General features: G+C 63.7%; 20 protein-coding genes. 11 read left to right on the top strand and 9 right to left on the bottom strand.

Annotated elements, in window-relative coordinates:
* The first annotated feature begins 5 nt into the window (after positions 1–5).
* Together ABGM93_RS13450 and ABGM93_RS13445 are read left to right on the top strand one after the other, a co-directional pair.
* Positions 6–1034: an ABC transporter ATP-binding protein gene (locus ABGM93_RS13450; protein ID WP_321332654.1), complete on the top strand. Its 1029-nt coding sequence runs from the start codon at positions 6–8 to the stop codon at positions 1032–1034.
* Positions 1031–2077, top strand: a complete 1047-nt coding sequence (locus ABGM93_RS13445) for an oligopeptide/dipeptide ABC transporter ATP-binding protein (RefSeq protein ID WP_321500214.1) — start codon at positions 1031–1033, stop codon at positions 2075–2077. The genes ABGM93_RS13450 and ABGM93_RS13445 overlap by 4 nt, the downstream gene beginning before the upstream one ends.
* A gap of 233 nt (positions 2078–2310) precedes the next feature.
* Here the strand turns inward: ABGM93_RS13445 and recF are convergent, their stop codons facing one another.
* The 7 genes from recF to mutM form a co-directional block, all read right to left on the bottom strand.
* Complete coding sequence (recF, locus tag ABGM93_RS13440; protein WP_321500213.1) at positions 2311–3465, bottom strand: DNA replication/repair protein RecF; 1155 nt, start codon at positions 3463–3465, stop codon at positions 2311–2313.
* A gap of 202 nt (positions 3466–3667) precedes the next feature.
* Positions 3668–4783, bottom strand: coding sequence for a DNA polymerase III subunit beta (dnaN, locus tag ABGM93_RS13435; RefSeq protein ID WP_319774880.1), 1116 nt, complete (start codon positions 4781–4783; stop codon positions 3668–3670).
* Positions 4784–5131: 348 nt separating this feature from the next.
* Positions 5132–6613: a chromosomal replication initiator protein DnaA gene (gene dnaA, locus ABGM93_RS13430; RefSeq protein WP_321500211.1), complete on the bottom strand. Its 1482-nt coding sequence runs from the start codon at positions 6611–6613 to the stop codon at positions 5132–5134.
* 423 nt (positions 6614–7036) lie between these two features.
* On the bottom strand, positions 7037–7483 hold the full coding sequence (locus ABGM93_RS13425) for a rhodanese-like domain-containing protein (protein WP_321500209.1): 447 nt from the start codon (positions 7481–7483) through the stop codon (positions 7037–7039).
* A gap of 1404 nt (positions 7484–8887) precedes the next feature.
* Positions 8888–9151 carry a 30S ribosomal protein S20 gene (rpsT, locus tag ABGM93_RS13420; RefSeq protein ID WP_321500207.1) on the bottom strand — a complete coding sequence of 88 codons (264 nt, stop codon included), beginning with the start codon at positions 9149–9151 and terminating at the stop codon, positions 8888–8890.
* A gap of 216 nt (positions 9152–9367) precedes the next feature.
* Complete coding sequence (locus ABGM93_RS13415; RefSeq protein ID WP_321500205.1) at positions 9368–10141, bottom strand: enoyl-CoA hydratase; 774 nt, start codon at positions 10139–10141, stop codon at positions 9368–9370.
* A 297-nt stretch (positions 10142–10438) separates the two neighbouring features.
* Positions 10439–11347: a bifunctional DNA-formamidopyrimidine glycosylase/DNA-(apurinic or apyrimidinic site) lyase gene (gene mutM, locus ABGM93_RS13410; RefSeq protein WP_321500203.1), complete on the bottom strand. Its 909-nt coding sequence runs from the start codon at positions 11345–11347 to the stop codon at positions 10439–10441.
* Positions 11348–11626: 279 nt separating this feature from the next.
* Between mutM and ubiE the strand changes: the two genes are divergently transcribed.
* The gene (ubiE, locus tag ABGM93_RS13405; protein WP_321505894.1) at positions 11627–12349 is read left to right on the top strand and encodes a bifunctional demethylmenaquinone methyltransferase/2-methoxy-6-polyprenyl-1,4-benzoquinol methylase UbiE; all 723 of its coding nucleotides are present in this window, start codon (positions 11627–11629) and stop codon (positions 12347–12349) included.
* Positions 12350–13933 (top strand): 2-polyprenylphenol 6-hydroxylase, encoded by a 1584-nt coding sequence (gene ubiB / locus ABGM93_RS13400; protein WP_321500201.1) that lies wholly within the window; start codon positions 12350–12352, stop codon positions 13931–13933.
* A 257-nt stretch (positions 13934–14190) separates the two neighbouring features.
* On the opposite strand, the gene ABGM93_RS13395 is transcribed toward ubiB, so the two are convergent.
* Positions 14191–14847, bottom strand: a complete 657-nt coding sequence (locus ABGM93_RS13395) for an alpha-ketoglutarate-dependent dioxygenase AlkB (protein ID WP_321500199.1) — start codon at positions 14845–14847, stop codon at positions 14191–14193.
* Between the two features lie 352 nt (positions 14848–15199).
* On the opposite strand from ABGM93_RS13395, the gene dnaK reads away from it, so the two are divergent.
* The 3 genes from dnaK (at position 15200) to ABGM93_RS13380 (ending at position 19203) form a co-directional block, all read left to right on the top strand.
* Positions 15200–17116, top strand: a complete 1917-nt coding sequence (gene dnaK, locus ABGM93_RS13390; protein ID WP_321500197.1) for a molecular chaperone DnaK — start codon at positions 15200–15202, stop codon at positions 17114–17116.
* Positions 17117–17310: 194 nt separating this feature from the next.
* Entirely contained in the window at positions 17311–18450 is a 1140-nt protein-coding gene (gene dnaJ, locus ABGM93_RS13385) for a molecular chaperone DnaJ (RefSeq protein WP_321500195.1), read from the top strand.
* A gap of 150 nt (positions 18451–18600) precedes the next feature.
* On the top strand, positions 18601–19203 hold the full coding sequence (locus tag ABGM93_RS13380) for a methyltransferase domain-containing protein (protein WP_321500193.1): 603 nt from the start codon (positions 18601–18603) through the stop codon (positions 19201–19203).
* A 41-nt stretch (positions 19204–19244) separates the two neighbouring features.
* On the opposite strand, the gene ABGM93_RS13375 is transcribed toward ABGM93_RS13380, so the two are convergent.
* Positions 19245–19838, bottom strand: a complete 594-nt coding sequence (locus ABGM93_RS13375; protein ID WP_321500192.1) for a hypothetical protein — start codon at positions 19836–19838, stop codon at positions 19245–19247.
* Between the two features lie 202 nt (positions 19839–20040).
* Here ABGM93_RS13375 and ABGM93_RS13370 point away from each other — a divergent pair, with 202 nt between their 5' ends.
* The 4 genes from ABGM93_RS13370 (at position 20041) to hslU (ending at position 23688) form a co-directional block, all read left to right on the top strand.
* Entirely contained in the window at positions 20041–20625 is a 585-nt protein-coding gene (locus ABGM93_RS13370) for an NAD(P)H-dependent oxidoreductase (RefSeq protein ID WP_321500189.1), read from the top strand.
* Positions 20626–20763: 138 nt separating this feature from the next.
* Entirely contained in the window at positions 20764–21315 is a 552-nt protein-coding gene (gene hslV / locus ABGM93_RS13365; protein ID WP_319774892.1) for an ATP-dependent protease subunit HslV, read from the top strand.
* Entirely contained in the window at positions 21302–22387 is a 1086-nt protein-coding gene (locus ABGM93_RS13360) for a hypothetical protein (RefSeq protein WP_321500187.1), read from the top strand. Before hslV ends, ABGM93_RS13360 begins: the two co-directional genes overlap by 14 nt.
* Positions 22384–23688 (top strand): ATP-dependent protease ATPase subunit HslU, encoded by a 1305-nt coding sequence (hslU, locus tag ABGM93_RS13355; RefSeq protein ID WP_321500185.1) that lies wholly within the window; start codon positions 22384–22386, stop codon positions 23686–23688. The genes ABGM93_RS13360 and hslU overlap by 4 nt, the downstream gene beginning before the upstream one ends.
* The last annotated feature ends 2 nt before the right edge of the window (positions 23689–23690 follow it).

Below are 23690 nucleotides of genomic sequence, written 5' to 3'. Positions count from 1 at the left end.
GTCCCATGAGCATTCCGCTTCTTTCCGTGCGCGATCTCAAGGTCGAGTTTCCGACCCGCCGGGGACGGCTTCGCGCGATTGACGGTGTTTCCTTCGATCTGGCGCCGGGCGAGGTGCTGGGCATGGTGGGCGAGAGCGGGGCGGGCAAGTCGCTGACCGGGGCGGCCGTGATCGGCCTTCTGGAGCCGCCGGGCCGCATCGCGGGCGGCGAGATCTGGCTGAAGGGCGAGCGCATCGACGGGTGGTCGCCCAAGGCCATGCAGAAGGTGCGCGGCAAGCGCATCGGCATGGTGTTTCAGGACCCGCTGACGAGCCTCAACCCGCTGTTCACGATCGGCGAGCAGATCACCGAGACGATCATGACCCACCTGCCGGTCACGCCTCGCGAGGCGCGTGACCGGGCGGTGGCGCTTCTTGAAGCGGTCGGTATTCCGGCGGCCTCAAAGCGGCTCAACGCCTATCCGCACCAGTTTTCAGGCGGCATGCGCCAGCGCGTGGTGATCGCGCTGGCGCTCTGCGCCGAGCCGGAACTGGTGATCGCGGATGAACCGACCACCGCGCTCGATGTTTCGGTTCAGGCCCAGATCATCGACGTCTTGAAGGAGCTTTGCCGCGAGCGCGGGGCCTCCGTCATCCTGATCACCCACGACATGGGCGTGATCGCGGAGGCCGCCGACCGTGTGGCGGTCATGTATTCCGGCCGGATTGCCGAAATCGGCCCCGTCGCCGATGTGGTCAAGACCCCGCGCCACCCTTACACGGTCGGCCTGATGGGCTCGATCCCGGCGCTGGCAGGCTCCGTCGACCGTCTGGTCCAGATCCCCGGCGCGATGCCGCGTCTCGATGCGATCCCGCAGGGCTGCCCCTTCAACCCGCGCTGCCCCCACACTTTCGCCCGCTGTTGTTCCGAGCGGCCCGAACCGACACCTGTGGGCAGCACGAAGGTCGCCTGCTGGCTGCCGGAGGCGCTTTCGCGCGAAGGGCTGGCGGAACAGGGCGCGATGGCGCAATCCAATGCCGGAGGTGAGGCATGATCAGTCCGGCAAGCGAAACCGCCGTCCTCGAACTTGAGACGCCGCAGGAGGGAGCCCCCGTCGTGGAGGTCGAAGGCCTCTCGCGGGTCTTCGATGTGTCCAGGCCCTGGCTCAACCGGGTTCTGGAACGCGACACGCGTCACTACCTGCGCGCGGTTCAGGATGTGTCCTTTTCCATCGCCCGTGGCGAGACCTTCGCGCTGGTCGGCGAAAGCGGGTCCGGTAAATCGACCGTCGCCAAGATGGTCGTGGGTCTCCTGCCGCCCTCTGCGGGGGCGATCCGCATCGATGGCCACGACATGCTGGGCGCGCAACAGGCCGAGGCCATGCGGTCCTTGCGCCGTCGCATCCAGATGATCTTTCAGGACCCCTTCGCCAGCCTCAATCCCCGCTGGCGGGTGGGGCGCATCATCGCCGAACCGATCCGTGCCTTCGCCCTGGAGGAAGACGGCAAGGCGATGGAGCGCCGGGTGAGCGAATTGCTGTGCCTCGTCGGCCTCGATCCGCGCGATGCGAAGAAATTCCCGCATGAGTTTTCCGGCGGCCAGCGCCAGCGCATCTGCATTGCCCGCGCGCTGGCCTCGAAACCGGAATTCCTCGTCTGCGATGAGCCGACCTCGGCGCTGGATGTGTCCGTTCAGGCGCAGATCCTGAACCTGATGCGCGATCTGCAGGACGAATTCGGCCTGACCTACCTTTTCATCAGCCACGATCTGGCCGTGGTGCGCCACATGGCGCGCCGCATCGGGGTGATGTATCTGGGCCGTCTGGTGGAAGTGGCGGATTCCGAGGCGCTGTTTGAAAACCCGCGCCACCCCTATACGCGCATGCTGCTCGATGCCGTGCCCGATCTCGCCATGACGGGCACGCGGCGCAAACAGGTGGAAGGCGAGATCCCGAACCCGATTTCCCCGCCCCCCGGCTGCGCCTTCCATCCGCGCTGTCCCTTGGCCAACGAACGCTGCCGGAGGGAACAGCCCGACGCGCTTGCGGCCAACGGTGCGCTGGTGCGTTGTCATGCGGTGGAGGAAGGCCGGGCCTGAGGGCCGCCAGAGGTGTTCCGTTCCGCTGTGGGGGCTGTTGCGTTGTGAGGCCGATCCTTCGAGACGCCTGCTCACGCAGGCTCCTCAGGATGACGTTGTGTTTGAGGTTGGTTTCCCGGAGTGTTGGATTGCAGGGCGCCAATCCCACATGACAACGTCATCCTGAGGAGCGCCCAAAGGGCGCGTCTCGAAGGATGGGCCACCACCTCCATGCCCGAACCTGTGAAGGTGCTCTAACCCGCGAGCGGTGACACGCTGCCATCCGACACCGCAAAACGGGCGGCATCCTCTGGCAGCGCCTCGAAAAGCGCGCGGTCGGTACCGGTCATGAAGACCTGACCGCCCAGCCTGTCGAGCCGCGCAAAAAGGGCGGCGCGCCGGGCCGGGTCGAGATGGGCTGCGACCTCATCCAGAAGCAGGATCGGTGTCAGCCCGGAGACGCGGGCCGTCAGCTCCGCGTGGGCGAGTACCAGCCCGATCAAAAGCGCCTTCTGTTCGCCGGTCGAGGCAAGCCCTGCGGGCATGGCCTTGGCCACATGGGTGACGGCGAGATCGGTCCTGTGCGGGCCTTCCAGCGTGCGCCCGGCGGCCCGGTCGCGGGGTCGTCCGCGCGCCAGAAGCTCGATATAGGCATCTTCCAGATCGGCCGCAGGCGTCGCCGCCGACAACACCTCGAAGGGCCCGTCCAGCGAAAGCGCGGCCTCGGGGAAGGCATCATCGCCCGCATGTTCTGCGATGAGGCTCGCCAAAAGCGTCACCGCCTCGCGCCGCGCAAAGGCCATGGCGACGCCGAGCGAGGCGATCTGCGCCTCCACCGCATCGAGCCAACCGGCTTCTCCGCCGGTTTCAAGCAACCGGTTGCGGCTCCGCATCGCCTTGTCGAAATCGGCGACGCGTCGCCCGTGACCGGGATCGACGGCAAGCACCAGCCGGTCGAGAAAGCGGCGGCGGTCGCTGGCCGAGCCGGTGAAGAGCCCGTCCATGGCGGGAACGAGCCACAGGACGCGCAGATATTCGCTCAAAGCGTCGGCGGAGCGCGCTTCGGCCCCGTCGATCCTGACGCGCCGGCTTGCCGCGTCCACCGAGAAGCCCGTGCCGATCCGCGTCTCGCCATTATCGCCGTCGAGAAGCGCCGACACGCTCCACCCATCGGGGGCGGGCGCGTGCGGATCGGCGGGGGCCTTTCGTACGATATCGACAAAGGCCGCGCGCCTGAGGCCGCGTCCCGGCGTCAGAAGGGAAACCGCTTCCATCAAATTGGTCTTGCCCGCGCCATTGTCGCCCGTCAGCGCCACGAGACGCGCATCCGTTGCAAGGTTCGTGGACGCATAATTGCGGAAATCGGTCAGGGTCAGGCGGGCAATCCGCACACACGCGGGCTGGCTCATCGGCTGTCATCCCGTAAAACGGGATGGCGGGACGACGGGCGGAGAGGGAGCCGGAAGACTGTGCGGGCGATTCGCTGCATGGCGCCGATAATGGCCAAGACCCGCCCCGCCGTCACCTCCTGGCTGCGACAAGAAAAGGAAAAGGCCACAAGCCCCGTTCAGGGTTTGCGGCCTTTGTCGCATCTGGTTGTGTGCGGCGATGCTACACGCGCATCGGCATCAGGACGTAGAGCGTGTCGTCCGCGCCGGAATTCTGCACCAGCGTCGGCGAACCGGGATCGGCCAGACGGAAGATCGCGGTATCGGAGGTAAGCTGGTTGGCGATGTCGAGCAGGTAGCGCGAGTTGAAGCCGATCTCGATGGGTTCGGCGTCGTAATCGACCACAAGCTCTTCCGTCGCAGACCCGGAATCCGGGTTGTTGACGGTCAGCACCATGCGGCCCTCGCTCATGGCCAGCTTCACCGCGCGACCGCGTTCGGAGGAGATGGTGGAAACGCGGTCCACCGCCTTCTCGAACTCGTCGCGCTCCAGCCGAAGCTCCTTGTCATTGCCTTGCGGAATGACGCGGCCATAGTCGGGGAAGGTGCCGTCGATGAGCTTGGAGGTGAGGACCACCGGACCCGTGGTCAGGCGGATCTTGGTCTCCGACAGCTCAATCGCGACATTGGCTTCCGGCTCGTCCAGCAGCTTCTGGATTTCCCCCACCGTCTTGCGCGGCACGATGATGCCCGGCATGCCGACCGCGCCCGCAGGGGCGGGAACCTCGGCCTGCGCGAGACGATGGCCGTCGGTCGCGACCGCGCGGAAGCGCGGACCGTTGGCATCGACGGTGTGGAAATAGATGCCGTTCAGATAGTAGCGCGTCTCCTCGGTGGAGATGGCGAACTGGGTGCGGTCGATCAGTTTGCGGAAATCGGCCGCCGGCACTTCGAAGGAATGGGTGAAGTCGCCAGCCGTCAGATCCGGGAAATCGGCTTCCGGCAGCATCTGCAGCGCAAAGCGCGAGCGCCCGGCCCGGATCTCCAGCGTCGTCTGGTCGGTGGAGGTTTCCATCACCACCTGCGAGCCGTCCGGCAGCTTGCGCACGATGTCGTAGAGCATGTGCGCAGGCACCGTCGTCGCGCCCGGTGCTTCCACCATGGCAGGCACGGTTTCGGAAATCTCAAGATCGAGGTCGGTCGCCTTCAGCCGCAATTCGCCGCCGTCGGCGCGCAAAAGCACGTTCGACAGGATCGGAATCGTGTTGCGCCGCTCGACGACCCGGTGAACGTGGGTCAGGGACTTCAGAAGATCTGTCCGCTCGAGGGTCACTTTCATGGAGATCGGTCCGTCGTTGAATGGGCCGGGCGGTCGTGCCGCCAAAAGGCCCGGAAAACTGTGGGCCCGATAAAACGAGGGCCCGGAAATACAGGGCTTTCCGGCGATTTCCCGGCCAGCCGAGGGGGTATGAAACTGCCCCTATTGCACTGCAAATGCAAGGGGGAATCGGGAGGTGCCGCAAGCTGTGGGCAGCCGGTGGATGGCTCCGGCAATTCATTGGATCGCAGTCGGGTGCCCGTTGTCCAGTCAGGCGGCCGGTTCCTGCCCGCAAGCGTGAAAAAGGCGGCCCCCGCGTGAAGCCGGGGCCGCCCTTCAAAATTCAATTTATCCTGAAAAGTCAGGAGTTTAGCTGTCGAGCATGCGCTTCAGAAGCTCGATTTCCTGCGCCAGCGTGGCGTCGTTCTTTACCAGGTCCTCGATCTTGCGAACGGCGTGCAGAACGGTTGTGTGATCGCGATTGCCGAAGCGGCGGCCGATTTCCGGCAGCGAGCGCGGCGTCAGCATCTTGGCCAGATACATGGCGATCTGACGCGGCCGCACGATGGTGCGGGTGCGGCGCGCGGACAGAAGGTCCGGCTTGGAGACGTTGTAGTGCTTGGAGACGACCCGCTGGATGTCTTCGATCTTGACCCGGCGCGGCTCATGGGTGCGCACGAGGTCGCGAAGCGTCAGTTCCGCCATCTCCGTGGTGATCGGCTGGTTGGTGAGCTGGTTGTGGGCCACCAGACGGTTCAGCGCGCCCTCAAGGTCGCGGCCATTGGCGGTCACGTTGGAGGCCACATAGTCCAGCACGCCTTCCGGCATGGTGAAATTGGGATGCACGGAGGAGACCATGCGGGTGCGGTTGGTGAGAATCGCCCGGCGCAGTTCGTAATCCGGTGTCTGAATGCCGACCACGAGACCGCCGGCAAGGCGCGAGCGGACGCGGTCGTCCAGGGTCTCAAGCTCGGAAGGCGCACGGTCGGCGGCAACCACCACCTGACGGGCCCCGTCGATGAGCGAGTTCAGCGTGTGGCAGAACTCCTGCTGGACCTGCTTGCCATGCAGGAACTGCATGTCGTCGATCAGCAGCAGATCGATGCCGCGCAGCGTGTCCTTGAAGGCCAGCGCCGACTGCGACTTCAGCGCCGCAACGAAGCGGTACATGAAGTGCTCCGCGGTGAGATACAGCACCCGGCGGCCGCTGTTGCGGGCCTCCGCGGCGACCGCATGCAGCAGGTGGGTCTTGCCGAGACCGACGCTGGCATGGAGATAGAGCGGGTTGTAGGTGACCGGACCGGTGCCTGCCACCTGACGTGCGGCGGCCAGCGCCAGCGCGTTGGAGGTTCCTTCCACGAAGGTGGAGAAGGTGTATTTCGGATCGAGCGCCGCGCCTTCCAGAACGTCATTGGCGCCTGCCGATGTGGCGTCGCTGTGACGGGCGGAGACGGGCTGGCGAACCGGAATGATTTCCGCCGACAGGGAAGAGGACCGGGCATCGCCCACCGAGGACTTCAGCGAGCCGGCGGTGGCAACGCCACCCTGGCTGGCAGCCTGGGCAACGACCGAGGGACGGGCACGCACCGCGCCACGCACCGTCAGCTCGATGCCGCGAATGTCGCTGCATTCGCTCTGCCACAGGTTGATCAGGCGGTCGCGGTAGTGCGACTGGATCCACTGCTTCAGGAAGCGTGTGGGGACCGACAGGCGGACTGTGCCGTCGGCACCCTGGCTTTCGAGATCGACCCGTGCGAACCAGCTCGAAAACACGTCTTCACCCAGTTCCGCGCGAAGCCGCTTTTTCACGCGGCTCCATTGTTCCGGCCCCGGGGCTCCTGAAACGTCCATTGCCTGCATCTCCAATCGTCCTTGCGGGGCGGGCCGCCGCGCCCGCACACCGTCTCTGAAGGGCCGCGAAAAACGCCGCGGCCTGATTGCAAATCGACGGCTGATCCCGGTTAGCAGGAAACGACCCTGCACAGAGATCCGCCACCCTGTGGTGTTTTTCTTAGCCAACCCCTGCGTCGCGAACCTTACGTCACGTTCCCGGCTCCGGACCTTCGCCCTCAGCCGGTTTCGCATTCTGGTCCGGTCCGCAAGGGCCGGTAATAAGGTGTCGGTCAGCCCCCGCTGTCCGGCACCCCAGTGAAGCCCGTCTCTCGACGGATCACCGATTGCCTTGTGTGCCGCTGAGCGGCGTGCTCAAGGCAAAAAAGATCCCGCCCGGATTGCGCCCTCCCGCCGGGCGGCAGGCGCTGCCGGGTCCACAACCTATGACTGTCGCCACGGCAGTCCTTCCTGCTTCCAGCCCGCCAGTGTCGCGCGGTGACCGCTGCCGTCGAGCGGGCCTTCGAAACCCGCCAGAACGTTGAAACACTGGTTGAAACCCGCCTGCGTCAACGCCGCGGCGGCTCCTTGGCTGCGCACGCCGGAGCGGCACAGGAAATAGATCGCAGTCTCCTTCGTCGCATCATTCTTCTTCAGCAGCGCGCACAGCTCGTCCACAAAGGCCGGATTGCGCGCGCCGTCGGGAAACCGCTGCCATTCCACGAACAGGGCCTGGCGACCCAGCGGCGACAGATCCGGGACACCCACATAGGACCATTCCGCCTGTGTCCGGACATCGACGAGCACTGCCGCCGGGTCCTGCTCAAGCGCCGCATAAGTCTGCGTGGCCGAGGTGTCGCCGGCATATCCGCCAGCTGTGAAATTAGACATAGCGCCCCCTTGCGGCAGACAGAGCCCTTAAGCGGGTCGGCCGCATCATTCTTCTTTCTTCGTGAGTTATCCTAGTCGTTCACCGGCGGGAGTTCCGATCTGACAAGCCGGACACATAATCTTGCGAAGTGGCCATGTCGAGTCATCTCGGTTGGAAAGTTCGTCGCCTCTGAAAGCAGGAGAAATATATTGATCACTTTTCAGGCAATACATTTCCATTGCTCTCACCCGAGGCCAACTAACCTTCATTTTTAGATTAACACGGGGTGCCGCCCCCCGGTGAAAGTGAACATAGCCAGCTTGCTCTGACGGGGCAACCATGTGGTTCCGCCTATCGCCCAAGCGCCCCGAAACGACGTGGGGTAAGGTAGGTTTCCGATTTGTAAACGCATCTCGATAAGGCGTGTGGACTCAACGGATTTTGAGCTTCTGTGCGACTCGAGGCCGCGCGGTCCCGGCCCTACGATTTTTTTTTCCGAAGCTTGCCTTGACTCGTATGGAATCGCCCCGACTGCCCATTCCGGAGTCGCAACATATAGGTAAGTGTTTGGAATTACGTAAGTTTTTCTGTCACCTCCTGAGCGCGCAAAACTGGTGGAAAAGACGCCGTCACAGCATCGAATGCGGCCTGTGCATTTTGCCGACTAACGAGAAAGCAAGACTTCAAGCCGGGTCTCTCAACGCCATTTGCAAGTCGCGAAGTGTCGGCGCGACCATCCTGCCCATGCGGGCCCTCAACCCCCCGTCGAGGGACGGATTTACCCTTACGTAAGAATTGGGGCATGGTTAAGTTTTCGTTGTTTTGGGAGACTGTAAGCGGGTACGGACAAAAAAGGGTCGCGATGCGACCCTGCTGCCCCCGTCCCCGGGGCCGGATTCTGGGAATCCGGTTATGTGTTGCGCCAGACCCGCAAGGAAGGTGTTGCGGATGGACCCTTCGGTGACACCGCCGCGCCTTGCACGCCGATCTCGCGAATGACCTTGAAGCTCGCGCCAGACCCTAAAGCTCGCGCCAGACACTGAAACTCACGCAAGACCCTGAAGCCCACGCAATGTGCCGGACATTCGCGCAATGACCTTCGAGTTCGCGCAAGGCGCTTGCCCGATGGCCTTCCCTGGTGGCCTTGCCCGATGGTCCTGCGTCACGTCCACGCTGACGGAATGGCTTTCGCCAGAGCCGTGTCGCGCGTCCCGTCACGCCGTCCCACGCGCCTTGCCCGCCAGGACCGGATCGTGGATCCGGACAATGGCTTGCCCGCATGGCCTTTGATCATGGCCGTGAGGCCATGACCTTGCGCCCCGAAACGGACACTCTCCGCAAAACCGGGTCTCGCGAAAAGCCGAAAGCGGAAACGGACGGGTCTGACCGGGGCCGGAAGGCCCTGAGGCCGAACGGCGTCCGGATCAGGCGATCGCCTTGACCCGCTTGTTCAGACGCGAGACCTTGCGAGAGGCCGTGTTGGCATGCAGAACGCCCTTGGAGACATTGCTCATGATGAGCGACTCCGCAGCGCGCAGCGCATCGGAAGCAGTGGTCTTATCACCGGCTGTGATCGCTTCCTCGACGCGGCGGATGAAGGTCCGCATGCGGCTGCGACGTGCCTGGTTGATGGCCGTGCGGCGGGCGATCTTGCGAGCCGCCTTCTTGGCCGAAGGAGTGTTGGCCATAGGCTCTAATCCTGGTCCAATGAGTGAAACTGTCGAAAAGTGGTTTCGACGTGCCGGACCCGGCTTTTGCGCGTGATGGTTGGAAACCCTCCCGCGCACGGCCCTGCCGGCACAAACGAAACCGGCGGCGGAAGTCCGCCACCGATTGGATCGGGCTTATAGTGCGAGCGGGCCTCAAGGTCAACGACCTCGGGGCCGATTTGTCGTCTGCCCGCGCTATTTGTTTCGGAATTGCGGGGACCGCTTTTCGATAAAGGCGCGCATCCCTTCGCTTTGGTCCTCCGTGGCGAAGGCGGCATGGAAGACGCGGCGCTCGAAACGCACGCCCTCCGCGAGCGTCGTTTCATAGGCCCGATTGACGCTTTCCTTGATGATCATGGCGATGGGCTGGGACATTTCGGCGATCTTCTGCGCCACGCTCACCGCCTCGTCCAGAAGGTCGGCCGCCGGCACGACCCGGCTCACCAGCCCGCAGCGTTCCGCCTCTTCCGCATCGATCATGCGGCCCGTCAGGCACATTTCCATGGCCTTGGACTTGCCGATGAAGCGGGTCAGGCGCTGAGTCCCGCCGCTTCCCGGCGGCACACCCAGGGTGATCTCCGGCTGGCCGAACTTGGCATTGTCCGCACACAGGATGAAATCGCACATCATGGCGAGCTCGCAGCCCCCACCCAGCGCATAGCCCGCCACCGCCGCGATGACCGGCTTGCGGGTGCGCGTGACGCGCTCCCACGGGGTGATGTGGTCGCGCTTGTAGGCTTCGGCGAAATCCAGTTCCGCCATTTCCTTGATGTCGGCGCCTGCGGCAAATGCCTTTTGCGATCCGGTGATCACCATGCAGCCGACCTTCTCGTCGGCTTCAAAAGTGTCGAGCGCGCGGTTGAGTTCGTCAAACAGCGCATTGGAAAGTGCATTGAGCGCGGAAGGTCGATCCAGCGTGATCAGGCCGACCCGGCCACGGGTCTCCACCTGAATATTCTCGTAGGCCATGGTTCCCCCGATAATGAAGGCGGGGCTCTATCGGCGGCATTGCCTCAAGCCCCCTGGTCTCGTCAGGCCGGATCAGAGCTCTGTCCGGCGTCCGCTAAAGGCGTATCGGCAGAAAGCGCATCATGCAACTGGTCATATGATCCACCCTTGCGCGCCAAAACAGGTCGGCCGACAGGCAGCCTCCGTGCGCCCCCGCCCGCGCCGGGCGGCTTGGGCGAATCATCGCGCCCCGGCGGGCGAGGGCCCTCTTGCGCCGCGCGGGCGCTAACGCTGGCAGGTCTTGCCGTGGCCGGGCGCCTAGCGCTGGCAGGTCTTGCAATGGAAGGTGGAACGACCGGACTGGACCGTGCGGGCGATGATGCCCCGACAGCCCGGATGGCGGCAGGGCTGGCCCTCCCGGTCATAGGCGGCGAAACTGTGCTGGAAATAGCCCAGAGACCCGTCGGTGCGCGCATGATCGCGCAAGGTCGAACCGCCAGCGGCCACGGCCTCGCTCAGAACCGTGCGAATGGCCTCCGCCAGCCGCCCCGCCGCAAGCGAAGGCTTGCCGGAACGCGTGATCAGGGTGCCGGCGGCCCGCATCGGCGAGAGCTTCGCGCGCCACAGCGCCTCGCAGACATAGATATTGCCGAGCCCCGCAATCAGTTTCTGATCGAGAAGGGCGGCCTTCAGCGGCGTCTTGCGGCCCGCGAAGGCGGAGGCAAGCCAGGCCCCATTGAGGGCGTTTCCAAGCGGCTCCAGTCCGAGGTTCGCAAAGAACGGATGCGCCTCCAGCCCGGCGCGCGGGATGAGCGTCATGAAGCCGAAGCGACGCGGGTCATTGTAGACGATGCTCGCGGGCGCGCCGTCCGGTCTTTCCAGATGCAGCACCACATGGTCGTGGCGCGGATCTTTCGAGCGCGCATGGGCGAAGTCGCCCGGCGTCAGAGCGTCTGGCGCCAGGGCATCAGCGCCTTCCACAACGCGAAACGAGCCCGACATGCCCAGATGCATGACCAGCACCTCGCTGGAAGAAAGATCCGCCAGCAGGTATTTCGCGCGGCGCCCCAGCGCCTCGATGCGCGTGCCTTCAAGGCGTGCCACGAAACCTTCCGGAAAGTCGAAACGCAGGTTTGCCCGGCGCTGTTCGGCCCTGACAATGCGTGCCCCTTCCATGACCGGGGCGAGGCCGCGGCGCACTGTTTCGACCTCGGGTAGCTCAGGCATGGTTTCTCCTGACGTCGCTTTGCCTTATGAAGGCTCAGAATCGGATCACGGGTCGGGGGTTTCAAGCACCCCGGCGGATTTGCATGCCGGCTTGCATCTTCAGGGAAGCCGAAACGCGGATCAGCCTTTATAAAGGCCGGGCACCGAAGAGGAGTGCTTTACATGGCAGGCGAACTCACCAGCGACAAGACGGCCGACGGTTCGGGCGCGGCCGAGGCGGGGCGGGCCGAGAAGGCCAGTTTCGGCTTTCGCACCGTTGCGCTCGGCGAAAAGCAGGGCATGGTCGACCACGTCTTCCATCAGGTGGCGAGCCGCTACGACCTGATGAATGACCTCATGTCGGGCGGCATGCACCGGCTTTGGAAGGACGCCATGGTCTCCTGGCTCGCCCCGCCGCGCAAAACGCGGCGCACTTGGCGTGTGCTCGACGTGGCGGGCGGCACCGGCGATATCGCCACGCGGATCGTGGAAAGCGGGGCCTACGGAGCCAAGGGCAAATCGTCGGGCCGGATCGAAGCGACCGTCTGCGACATCAACAATTCCATGCTCACCGTGGGCCGCGACCGGGCGGAGGCCGCGGGCCATGCCGCAAATATCCGCTTTGCGCAGGGCAACGCGGAAAGCCTGCCTTTCCCGGACAATCATTTCGACGCCTACACGATCGCCTTCGGCATCCGCAACGTGCCGCGCATTCAGGTGGCGCTGGAGGAAGCCTATCGCGTTCTCAAGCGCGGCGGCCGCTTCATGTGCCTTGAGTTCTCCCAGGTCGATCTGCCGGTGCTCGACCGGGTCTATGATCTCTATTCCTTCAACGTGATCCCGCGCATGGGGCAGGCGGTCACGGGCGATGGCGACAGCTACCAGTATCTGGTGGAATCGATTCGCAAGTTTCCCCATCAGGCGCGCTTCGCGGCGATGATCGAAAAAGCGGGCTTCTCGCGCGTCGACTATCGCAATCTCTCCGGCGGCATCGCCGCCATCCATTCCGGCTGGAAGCTCTAGATGCTGGCACGGACGGTCAACTTTATCCGCCTACTGCGCGCCGGCTACGTCATGGCGCGCGAAGGTGTCTTCGGTCTGGTGGAATTGCCGGATCTCCCCGCAGGACCGCGCATGGCGCTGCGGATCATCCGCCTTCTGGAGCGCAACGCCGCGCGCAGCGCGGATGCGGGCGCGCGCATCTCCGTCGCCTTCAACCGGCTCGGGCCTTCCTATGTGAAGATGGGCCAGTTCCTGGCAACGCGCCCCGACGTGGTGGGCCGCGAGGTGGCGGGCGAGCTTTCCCAGTTGCAGGACCGGCTGGAAGCCTTCCCGCGGGCGGAGGCGGAAAAGCTGATCCGGGAGGCGCTGGGCGCCCCCATCGACGAGATATTCGCCGCGTTCGGCGAGCCGGTCGCCGCCGCCTCCATCGCGCAGGTTCATCCGGCGGAAATCATCGATGCGGACGGGGTCGCCCGCAAGGTTGCGGTGAAGGTTCTACGCCCGGGCGTTGCCCGCCGCTTTGCCCGTGATCTTGAGTGCTTCTATCTGGCCGCCCGGCTTTTCGAGCGCTTCAGCCCGGCCTCGCGCCGCCTGCGCCCGCTCGCCGTCGTCGACACGCTGGCGCGTTCCGTCGAGCTTGAGATGGACCTCCGGCTCGAAGCCGCAGCCCTTTCCGAGATCGGCGAGAACACCGCGGACGATCCCGGCTTCCGGGTGCCGCAGGTGGACTGGCCACGCACCTCCAAGGGCGTGCTCACCATGGAGTGGATCGACGGGCGCAAACTGTCGGATGTGGCCGGCATCGAGGCCGACGGCCACGATCTGGTGGCGCTGGGCGCTTCCGTCATCCAGAGCTTCCTGCGCCATGCGCTGCGTGACGGCTTCTTCCACGCCGACATGCACCAGGGCAATCTCTTCGTCGATGAGGCGGGCGATCTGGTCGCCGTCGATTTCGGCATTACCGGCCGCCTCGACAAGGCGGAGCGGCGCTTCCTGGCGGAAATCCTCTTCGGCTTCATCACCCGCGACTACATGCGCGTGGCGGAGGTGCATTTCGAGGCGGGCTATGTGCCCAAGACGCAGGATGTGGCGGTCTTCTCGCAGGCCATCCGCGCCATCGGCGAGCCGATCCACGGCCAGTCGGCGGCCGACATTTCCATGGCCCGCCTGCTCACCCAGCTTTTCGAGGTGACCGAGCTTTTCGCCATGACCACTCAGCCGCAGCTCATTCTGCTGCAAAAGACCATGGTGGTGGTGGAAGGCGTTGCCCGTTCGCTCGATCCCGATCTCGACATGTGGCGCACGGCGGAGCCTGTGGTGCGCGGCTGGATCGAGCGCAATCTCGGGCCCGCCGGCAAGATTCAGGACGCGGGCGAGGCCCTCTCCACCATGTTCCGGCTTGCGGGCGAATTGCCGCTTCTGGCCCAGCGCGCCGAGCGCATCATCGACGGCATCGAGGCGCAGAACGTGTCCGGCGTGAAGGTGGAACCGGGACTTGTCGAGGACTGGAAGCGGGCCAGCCGCAAGAACAACCGGCTCGCCACGGCGGCGCTCTGGGTCATCGCGGTTTCCATGGCCGCGATCGCCGTGCAGGGATGGTGGTAGGACGCCGCGTTTGCCGGATTGCTTGTTGAAATGACGTGGAAGGGGCCTCGGGGCCCCTTTTTCCGTGTGAGGTCATTCGGGTGTGTGGCTCATCCTTCGAGACGGGCCTTGCGGCCCACCTCAGGAGGACGTTGTGTGTGGAGTTGGCCCCTTCAGACAGGACTTCCACCACGATAACGTCATCCTGAGGAGGTCGCGCGAGCGACCGTCTCGAAGGATGGGCGGCCTGCTCCGAACCCCGCCCCAACCCTGGCTCCTCACGCCCTCGTCACCCGCCGCAATGTCAGGTTGATCCGCCCTCCGTCCTTCAGAAGCGTCGAGGTTCCCGGATAGATCCGGTCGACCCCGTGAAAGGCCGTGCGCGCCTCGCCTGCCAGAAGCACGATGTCGCCGGAGGCCAGCTTGAAGGAGACGCTCGGGTCCTTGCGCCCCTGACCGCCGATGCGAAAGCGGCAGGTGTCGCCAAGCGAGACGGAGAAAACGGGGGCGGAGAAATCCTCCTCGTCCTCGTCGCGGTGAAGCCCCATGCGGGCCTTGTCCCCATAGAAATTGATGAGGCAGGCCTCCGGCGGGGTCGGATAGCCGGAAAGCTCCTCCCAAAGATCCAGAAGCGCTTGCGGGATCGCAGGCCACGGCTCGCCCGTCACCGGGTGGGTGGGCTGATAGCGATAGCCCGCCTTGTCCGCGACCCAGCCCAGGGAGCCGCAATTCGACATGGTCACGGTGAGCGGCTTTCCGGTGCGCGGCATGGTGGGCTGGAAAAGCGGGGCCTTTCTCACCACCTCCCGGATTTCCTCAAGCAAGGCCTGCTGGGCCGCGCGCTCCAGATGGCCCGGCAGATGCCGGAAGCCCCGGACAAGCCCGCCGGACGGGGCTGACGCGGGCTTGCTTGCGGGATCGTTTGTTCCGGTCATGGCATTCCGCCTTGGTTCGGGGCAGCGGCCCTGTCGCTTCTCCAGGGGGCACGGTCTGGGGGAAAAGGCCTTGCCGCAGGCTATGCTAAGGGCCTTGCCTGCGGTTTCAAGGCGGTTCAATTCATCCTTGCGGGGCTCGCGCCTTGCAGGCGCTGGAATGGCCTCTTATATAGCCTCACAGCAGGGGCGCGGGGATTGAAGCTCCATCACGCTCCGAAGTGTCAACAACAAGGTCAAGAGGTCAGCCGACAGGTTGTTCGCTGGCCAGGTCAGATGGGAGCCGGCCGGGTTTTGACCCCGGCTTTGCCGGATGCCGTATGGGTCCGGGCGGTTTGCCGAAAGGAGACAGACTATGGGTAAGGTCATTGGTATTGACCTCGGCACGACCAACTCGTGCGTCGCCGTCATGGACGGCAAGAATGCAAAAGTCATCGAAAACGCGGAAGGCGCGCGCACCACGCCGTCCATCGTCGCTTTCACCGACGACGGCGAGCGTCTCGTCGGCCAGCCGGCCAAGCGCCAGGCGGTCACGAACCCGTCCAACACGCTGTTTGCGGTCAAGCGCCTGATCGGTCGTCGCTTTGACGATCCTACCGTTTCCAAGGACAAGGATCTCGTCCCCTACACCATCGTGAAGGGCGGCAATGGCGATGCCTGGGTCGAGGCCGCGGGCGAAAAGTATTCTCCCTCGCAGATTTCCGCCTTCACCCTTCAGAAGATGAAGGAAACGGCCGAGAGCTATCTGGGCGAGAAGGTCGAGCAGGCGGTCATCACCGTTCCGGCCTACTTCAACGACGCCCAGCGCCAGGCCACCAAGGATGCCGGCAAGATCGCCGGTCTGGAAGTGCTGCGCATCATCAACGAGCCGACGGCGGCCGCGCTCGCCTACGGTCTCGACAAGAACGAAGGCAAGACCATCGCGGTCTATGACCTTGGCGGCGGCACCTTCGACGTCTCCATCCTGGAGATCGGCGACGGCGTGTTTGAGGTGAAGTCCACGAACGGCGACACGTTCCTGGGCGGTGAAGACTTCGACATGCGTCTGGTCGATTACCTCGCCTCGGAGTTCAAGAAGGATCAGGGCATCGACCTGAAGGGCGACAAGCTGGCCCTGCAGCGTCTGAAGGAAGCGGCCGAAAAGGCCAAGATCGAGCTGTCTTCCTCCACGCAGACGGAAGTCAACCTGCCCTTCATCACCGCCGATGCGTCCGGTCCCAAGCACCTGACCATGAAGCTGACCCGCGCCAAGTTCGAGGCGCTGGTGGACGATCTGGTGCAGAAGACCATGGCGCCGTGCAAGGCGGCGCTGAAGGATGCGGGCCTGTCGCTCGGCCAGATCGACGAGGTCGTTCTCGTCGGCGGCATGACGCGCATGCCCAAGATCCAGGAAGTCGTGAAGACCTTCTTCGGCAAGGAGCCGCACAAGGGTGTGAACCCGGATGAGGTGGTTGCCATGGGCGCGGCCATTCAGGCCGGTGTGCTTCAGGGCGACGTAAAGGACGTGCTGCTGCTCGACGTGACCCCGCTGTCGCTGGGCATCGAGACGCTGGGTGGCGTGTTCACCCGCCTGATCGACCGCAACACGACGATCCCGTCGAAGAAGTCCAACACCTTCTCCACCGCCGAGGACAACCAGAACGCGGTCACCATCCGCGTGTTCCAGGGCGAGCGCGAGATGGCGGCCGACAACAAGATGCTGGGTCAGTTCGATCTGGTCGGTATCCCGCCCGCACCGCGCGGCGTGCCGCAGATCGAGGTCACCTTCGACATCGACGCCAACGGCATCGTCAACGTGTCGGCCCGCGACAAGGGCACCGGCAAGGAACAGCAGATCCGCATCCAGGCATCTGGTGGTCTCAGCGACGCCGACATCGAGCAGATGGTGAAGGAAGCCGAGGCGCATGCCGAGGAAGACAAGAAGCGCAAGGAACTGGTGGAAGCCAAGAATCAGGCAGAGGCGCTGATCCATTCCACGGAGAAGACGCTGGCCGAGCACGGCGACAAGGTGTCGGAGGCCGACAAGTCGACCATCGAGGCCGCTCTCGCCGAACTGAAGAGCGCCAACGAGGGCGAAGATGGCGACGCCATCAAGTCCGCCTCGCAGAAGCTCGCGGAAGTCTCCATGAAGCTGGGCGAAGCCATGTATCAGGCTTCGCAGGCTGAGGAAGGCGACGCGGATGCCGATGCGGGCGAGACCGCCGGCAACGAGGCGGACGATGTTGTCGACGCCGACTTCGAGGAAGTCGACGACGACAAGAAGTCGGCCTGAGCGGGCGCTTGAGAGAAAACCGCGAAAGCCGGTGCCGGGTGCGCCGGCTTTCGCATATTCATCGAGAGTACGCCCCAGCGAGGGGGCGACGGACTGCGGATCTGCGACGAGGATCCGGGGCGGGGTCGATGGGTGCGCGGCCTTTTTGGGGCGGCTGAACCGGAGCGCCACCGCCGCAAGGATATGGACAGCCAATGGCCAAGCTGGATTTTTACGAGGTTCTCGGTGTTACCCGCGATGCGGATGACAAGACGCTGAAAAGCGCCTTCCGCAAGCTTGCGATGAAGTATCACCCCGACCGCAATCCCGACGATTCGGAAGCCGAGGCGAAGTTCAAGGAAATCAACGAGGCGTATGACGCGCTGAAGGATCCGGAAAAGCGCGCCGCCTATGATCGCTTTGGCCACGCCGCCTTCGAAAATGGCGGCATGGGTGGCCAGCGCGGTTTTTCCGGCGATTTCGCGTCCACCATGTCCGATATCTTCGACGAGTTCTTCGGAGGCATGGGCGGTGGCGGCCAGCGCCGCGGCGGCGGCGGCGGTCGCGAGCGCGGCGCCGATCTGCGCTACAACATGGATATCGATCTGGAGGAGGCCTACACCGGCAAGACGGTGGAGATCGAGGTTCCCTCCTCCGTCGTGTGCGAGACCTGCACCGGCTCCGGCGCCAAGCCCGGCTCCAGCCCCACCACCTGCCGCACCTGCGGCGGCGCGGGGCGTGTGCGTGCCACGCAGGGCTTCTTCACCATGGAGCGCACCTGCCCGGCCTGTCAGGGCCGCGGCGAGATCATTTCCGACCCCTGCCCCGATTGTTCCGGGTCCGGCCGTCGCGTGGAAGAACGCACGCTGTCGGTCAACATTCCCGCCGGCATCGAGGACGGCACGCGCATCCGTCTGGCCGGTGAGGGCGAGGCGGGCCTGCGTGGCGGGCCCTCCGGCGATCTCTATATCTTCCTGTCGATTCGTCCCCACGCCTTCTTCCAGCGCGACGGCGCCGACATTTTCTGCCGCGCGCCCATCTCCATGACCACCGCCGCGCTTGGCGGTCAGTTCGAGGTGCCCACGGTTGAAGGTGGCAAGACGCGTGTGAAGGTGCCGGAGGGCACGCAGGCCGGCAAGCAGTTCCGCCTCAAGGGCAAGGGCATGCCGGTCATGCGCTCCTCGCAGTATGGCGACATGTACATTCAGGTGACCGTGGAGACACCGCAGAACCTGACCAAACGACAGCGCGAGCTCCTGCAGGAATTCGAAGAGGTCTCCTCAAAGGAGAACAATCCGGAATCGACGGGGTTCTTTGCCCGCGTAAAGGATTTCATAGACAATCTCGGCAGCTAGGCCGCATCGCGCGCCGCCGGGTGCTGCGGGGCGGAAGAGGCTTCCTCAGCGGAGGGGTGTCTCCCGCCTCACATTTGCCATCACATGCCCTATTGTCAGGACGTCGTATTTGTACAATTAAAAAGACGTCCAACAATTCAGGGGCCTTCGATGAATCACCGGGTCGCGGTTCGCGCCAGACACTTTTCCAACAAGCTCAAGGACGAGGCGCGCTTCTTCCGCAGCTGGATGGAAAATCCGCTCAAGACCGGTGCCGTCAGCCCCTCAGGCCCTGCCCTTTCCAAGCTCATGGCCCGCGAGGCGGAGCTCGATCGTGATGGGCCCGTCGTGGAACTGGGGCCGGGAACCGGCGTGGTGACCAAGGCGCTCGTGGCGCGCGGCATCGATCCCGCCCGGCTTGTCGCGGTGGAATACAATCCCGATTTCTGCGCCCTGCTGCATCGCCGCTTCCCCGATATCCACGTCGTGCGTGGCGACGCCTATGCGCTGAAGACCACGCTCAAGGATGTTGCGCCCGGCTCGCTGGCCAGCATGATTTCCTCCCTGCCGCTCTTCACCCGCCCGCCCGCAGAGCGGCGCGCGCTGTTGCGGGATGCGCTGGATCTGCTGCAACCGGGCGCGCCCTTCATCCAGTTTTCCTATGCGCTGGTGCCGCCGGTTCCCGCCATTTCCGGCGAATTCACGGTCGAGCGCTCGCCCTGGGTCTTGATGAACCTGCCGCCCGCGCGCGTCTGGATCTATCGCAAGGCGTGACCTCTGCTTTTTTTATAGAAAATAGGCCATATGTCGCGAATTTATTTCTTCCAGATGAGGTAGCGCATCAATCCATTCTCTGTTGATGGTGATGGGGAAGAATTATCAAATGCAATTTCTTGGCATTCTTTAATTAGGTGAGTAATGACGATAGTTATTTCCGTCAGCGTTTTGGCATTGTAAAAGATTTTTGGAATGCCATAGTCTCCCATCTTGTTTTCATTGTATAGGGCGGGAACAACGTAGAAATTACCACGAGGTGATGATAGGTCACACTCCTCATAGAATTTTTCTTTTTCATTTAAAATCATTCCATGTGCAATGTTGTTCCTTATGCTGGAGATTCTGCGATATGCTTTTAGAAGATCTGTCACTCGATCGTTTTGACCTGCACTAGCTGCGGCAACCATGTCGCATCTTGCACCAGAACCAAGAATCGACCCAAAGGATCGTTTTGCTTCATTAAAACTTCCGGGGAACATGCTGGCATACAGTAGGGAAAGCGAGTGCTCGCATCGCTCCCAAGTCGATGTAAGATGGCCAACTGCAGAGCATATTTCCCAGAAATATTCTGTTCCGATCTCATCGTTTGGCGGTCTATTCGGGCTTTTATTGATCCACGCAGGCAAGTTCATGTAAGCGACCTCAATACAAGCCAATGAAAAGTGCGATGTGTCAGTTTACAGATTCAGCGAACGTAATAAGTATGGTATCGTATACGGAATATGGTTGGGGGGAAAGCACCAATAAATTTGGACAATGTTGCAAGAGAATATTTGAATACGGCCCTGCCATTGACTAAATCTGGGATCCAACCCGTGTCAGGCAGAGGCCGCAATGCGTCACCCCAGAATACTTGTTCTTGCAGGCTCCGCCCGCGCAGGCTCGTTCAGCGCGAAGCTCGCCGCTGCCATGACCAAGGAAATGGCGCTGGCGGATGCCGAGGTGACCCGGATCACGCTCGCCGACTATCCGATGCCGATCTATGACGGGGATCTGGAGCGCGACAAGGGCGTTCCGGAGGCGGCGAAAAAGCTCGTGCGCCTCTTTCAGGCCCATCAGGGCGTGTTGATCGTGACCCCGGAACACAATGCCTGCTTTCCGGCGCTTTTGAAGAACACGCTCGACTGGATGAGCCGTCCCGGCGCCCTGGATCGGGCTGGAAACAATCCTTTCCAGAACCGGATATTCGCGGTTTCCGCCGCCTCCGCAGGCCAGCTTGGCGGCACACGCGCCCTTGCCGCGCTGCGTCCGGTTCTGGAACTGGGGCTGGGCGCGCTGGTCATTCCCGAGCAGGTCGCGCTGGCACGGGCGGACAAGGCGTTCAACGCGGCGGGGGGCATTTGCGACATGCAGGCGGCCGGGCTCATGCGCGCCGTCACGCGGCGGCTGATCGATGAGGCCTCGCGCTACCTGAGTTGACGGTCCTGTCTGCCGATGAGACCGCGGGCTTGGTGAAACTGTTTCGCGGCCACCGGTTGGAACATGGCACCGTCGCGCATAAATAAGGGCGAACCACACGGGCCAAAGCGCCCGTTCGCAACCAAGCGGAGCTTGAGAATGAGCGATATCGAAGTCTGGCACGGCACAACCATCGTCACGGTCCGCAAGGGCGGCAAGGTGGTGATTGCAGGCGATGGGCAGGTCTCGCTCGGCCCCACGGTGATCAAGTCCACCGCCCGAAAGGTCCGCCCGCTTGCCAAGGGCAACGTGATTGCAGGCTTTGCGGGCGCCACCGCCGATGCCTTCACGCTGTTTGAGCGGCTGGAAGCGAAACTGGAGCAATATCCCAACCAGCTCATGCGCGCCTGCGTGGAGCTGGCCAAGGACTGGCGCACCGACCGCTACCTGCGCAGGCTGGAAGCCATGATGATCGTGGCCGATGCGAGCGTCTCTCTGGTGCTGACCGGCACCGGCGACGTGCTGGAGCCGGAAGGCGGCATCACCGGCATCGGGTCCGGCGGCAACTACGCGCTGGCGGCAGCGCGGGCGCTCGCCGACACCGACATGAGCGCGGAGGAGATCGCCCGCAAGGCCATGGCGATCGCCGCCGATATCTGCGTCTACACCAATGGCAACGTGGTGGTGGAAAGTCTCGATGCTGGCGCGTGAAGAACTCGATGGCCCGGTCCGCGCAGGCATTCTGACGCCTGCGCAGGCCGATCGGCTGATCGCCTATTACAATCGCGACAGCGACCCGGTGGCGGATCGCGAGGAAGTGCGCTTTGCGCGCGGCTTCCACGACATCTTCATCACCATCGGCATCGTGATCCTGTTTGCAGGGCTGTTCATCGCTTTGGCAACCCTGTTGCCCGACAGCATGCAGCAGAATCTGCCGACTTTTGCGACGGCTGCGGTGGTCGCGTGGGCTCTGGCTGAATGGCTGGTGGCGCGCCGCAAGCTTGCGCTGCCGGCAATCGTGCTCTCCGTTCTGTTCACCACCTTCGCCGCCATTGCCATGCTGGCCCTTTACGGACAGATCTCGGGCAGCTCCGGCTTCGTCAGCCGGCTCGACTTCCTTGTCCCCGCCAACTGGGGCAGGTCGACGAGCGGTCCGCTGGTCTTCGGCCTCGCCGCCTTCGCCGCCGGTGCGCTCTATTACGTCCGCTTCCATGTGCCCATCGCGCTGACCGGCCTCGTGGCCGGTGGTCTGGCCGCAGTCGGAGGTTTGCTCGAAACCGCCAGTCCGGGGCTGGTGAGCGGGCACCCGGCGCTCTTCATGCTGGCATCGGGCATCGTGAGTTTCGCGCTTGCCATGCGTTTCGACGCCCGCGATCTGGACCGCACCACCCTCAACACCGACAAGGCCTTCTGGCTGCACCTGCTGGCCGCACCGCTGATCATGCATTCGGTCATGATGTTGGTGGGACCTGAAACTGGCAGCACGGGCGAGGCCTTCATCATCATCGCCGTGGTTCTCGCGCTGGGCGTTGTCGCCCTCATCGTCGACCGCCGGGCGCTTCTCGTTTCCGGCCTCATTTATCTGGGCATCGCGCTTGCCCAGCTCTTCGGCAATGCCAACGTACAGGCAGACAGCGGCCTCGCCGTGGTCCTGCTCATTCTTGGCCTTTTCGTTCTCATTCTCGGTTCCGGCTGGACGTCAGTGCGCCGCATGATGCTGGCGCCGTTCGTCGACACTGGGCTTTTCGACTTTGTCCCTCCCATCAGGACACATGCAAAATGACCGACTTTTCTCCCCGGGAGATCGTTTCCGAACTCGACCGCCACATCATCGGCCAGAAAGACGCCAAACGCGCGGTGGCCATCGCGCTCAGGAACCGCTGGCGGCGTCAGCAGCTCACCGGCGACATGCGCGACGAGGTGCTGCCCAAGAACATCCTGATGATCGGCCCGACCGGCGTCGGCAAGACGGAAATCTCCCGTCGTCTCGCCAAGCTCGCCAATGCGCCCTTCATCAAGGTGGAAGCCACCAAATTCACGGAAGTGGGCTATGTGGGCCGCGACGTGGAGCAGATCATCCGCGATCTGGTGGAAGCGGGCATCGGGCTGGTGCGCGCCGACAAGCGCAAGTCCGTCCAGGCCAAGGCGCAGGAACAGGCCGAAGAGCGTGTGCTCGACGCCCTTGTCGGCCCTGCGGCCTCGCCGGCCACCCGCCAGAGCTTCCGCAAGCGCCTTCACGCGGGCGAGCTTGACGACAAGGAAATCGAGATCCAGGTGACCGCCACCCCCACCATGCGAAGCTTCGACATGCCGGGCATGGGGGCAGGCACCGTCGGCGTGATGAACTTGTCGGACGTGCTCGGCAAGGCTTTCGGCGGCGCCAAGAAGACCAAGCGCGTTACGGTGGCCGAGTCCTACGAGTTCCTGATCAACGAGGAATCCGACAAGCTTCTCGATGAGGATCAGGTCGTGCAGGAAGCGGTGCGCATCGTGGAGGAAAACGGCATCGTCTTCCTCGACGAGATAGACAAGATCTGCGCGCGCGAAAGCCGCGGCGGGGCGGATGTCAGCCGCGAAGGCGTCCAGCGCGACCTGCTGCCTTTGATCGAGGGCACGACGGTCACCACCAAGCACGGCGCGGTGAAGACCGATCATATCCTCTTCATCGCATCGGGCGCCTTCCACGTTGCCAAGCCCTCCGACCTTTTGCCGGAATTGCAGGGACGACTTCCCATCCGCGTGGAGTTGAAGGCGCTGACGCGCGACGACTTCCGTTGCATTTTGACGGATACGGAGGCGAGCCTCATCAAGCAATATGTGGCGCTGATGGGCACGGAAGAGGTGACGCTGGAAATCACCGAGGACGCCATCGACGAGATCGCCTCCATCGCGGTGGACATCAATTCCTCCATCGAGAATATCGGCGCGCGCCGTCTCCAGACGGTGATGGAGCGCATTCTCGACGAGATCTCCTATACCGCGCCGGATCGCGCGGGGGAGACCTTCATCGTGGATGCGGACTATGTGCGCGAGAATATCGGCGATATCGCCTCCAACGCCGACCTGTCGCGCTTCATTCTCTAGGC

This window comes from Breoghania sp. (genome assembly GCF_963674635.1).
In the GTDB taxonomy this organism is placed as follows: Bacteria; Pseudomonadota; Alphaproteobacteria; order Rhizobiales; family Stappiaceae; genus Breoghania.
Note: the sequence above shows the minus strand (reverse complement) of the source record. Positions and strands in the feature narration are given on the sequence as shown.

Excerpts from the sequence above, each read along its gene's own strand:
- mutM (WP_321500203.1), bottom strand. The coding sequence starts at position 11,347 with ATGCCTGAGCTACCCGAGGTCGAAACAGTGCGCCGCGGCCTCGCCCCG.
- ABGM93_RS13395 (WP_321500199.1), bottom strand. The coding sequence starts at position 14,847 with ATGACCGGAACAAACGATCCCGCAAGCAAGCCCGCGTCAGCCCCGTCC.
- dnaN (WP_319774880.1), bottom strand. The coding sequence starts at position 4,783 with ATGAAAGTGACCCTCGAGCGGACAGATCTTCTGAAGTCCCTGACCCAC.
- ABGM93_RS13370 (WP_321500189.1), top strand. The coding sequence starts at position 20,041 with ATGCGTCACCCCAGAATACTTGTTCTTGCAGGCTCCGCCCGCGCAGGC.
- hslV (WP_319774892.1), top strand. The coding sequence starts at position 20,764 with ATGAGCGATATCGAAGTCTGGCACGGCACAACCATCGTCACGGTCCGC.
- ABGM93_RS13360 (WP_321500187.1), top strand. The coding sequence starts at position 21,302 with ATGCTGGCGCGTGAAGAACTCGATGGCCCGGTCCGCGCAGGCATTCTG.
- dnaK (WP_321500197.1), top strand. The coding sequence starts at position 15,200 with ATGGGTAAGGTCATTGGTATTGACCTCGGCACGACCAACTCGTGCGTC.
- ubiB (WP_321500201.1), top strand. The coding sequence starts at position 12,350 with ATGCTGGCACGGACGGTCAACTTTATCCGCCTACTGCGCGCCGGCTAC.
- ABGM93_RS13450 (WP_321332654.1), top strand. The coding sequence starts at position 6 with ATGAGCATTCCGCTTCTTTCCGTGCGCGATCTCAAGGTCGAGTTTCCG.
- recF (WP_321500213.1), bottom strand. The coding sequence starts at position 3,465 with ATGAGCCAGCCCGCGTGTGTGCGGATTGCCCGCCTGACCCTGACCGAT.
- dnaJ (WP_321500195.1), top strand. The coding sequence starts at position 17,311 with ATGGCCAAGCTGGATTTTTACGAGGTTCTCGGTGTTACCCGCGATGCG.
- ubiE (WP_321505894.1), top strand. The coding sequence starts at position 11,627 with ATGGTCGACCACGTCTTCCATCAGGTGGCGAGCCGCTACGACCTGATG.
- ABGM93_RS13445 (WP_321500214.1), top strand. The coding sequence starts at position 1,031 with ATGATCAGTCCGGCAAGCGAAACCGCCGTCCTCGAACTTGAGACGCCG.
- ABGM93_RS13415 (WP_321500205.1), bottom strand. The coding sequence starts at position 10,141 with ATGGCCTACGAGAATATTCAGGTGGAGACCCGTGGCCGGGTCGGCCTG.
- ABGM93_RS13380 (WP_321500193.1), top strand. The coding sequence starts at position 18,601 with ATGAATCACCGGGTCGCGGTTCGCGCCAGACACTTTTCCAACAAGCTC.
- hslU (WP_321500185.1), top strand. The coding sequence starts at position 22,384 with ATGACCGACTTTTCTCCCCGGGAGATCGTTTCCGAACTCGACCGCCAC.
- ABGM93_RS13375 (WP_321500192.1), bottom strand. The coding sequence starts at position 19,838 with ATGAACTTGCCTGCGTGGATCAATAAAAGCCCGAATAGACCGCCAAAC.
- dnaA (WP_321500211.1), bottom strand. The coding sequence starts at position 6,613 with ATGGACGTTTCAGGAGCCCCGGGGCCGGAACAATGGAGCCGCGTGAAA.
- rpsT (WP_321500207.1), bottom strand. The coding sequence starts at position 9,151 with ATGGCCAACACTCCTTCGGCCAAGAAGGCGGCTCGCAAGATCGCCCGC.
- ABGM93_RS13425 (WP_321500209.1), bottom strand. The coding sequence starts at position 7,483 with ATGTCTAATTTCACAGCTGGCGGATATGCCGGCGACACCTCGGCCACG.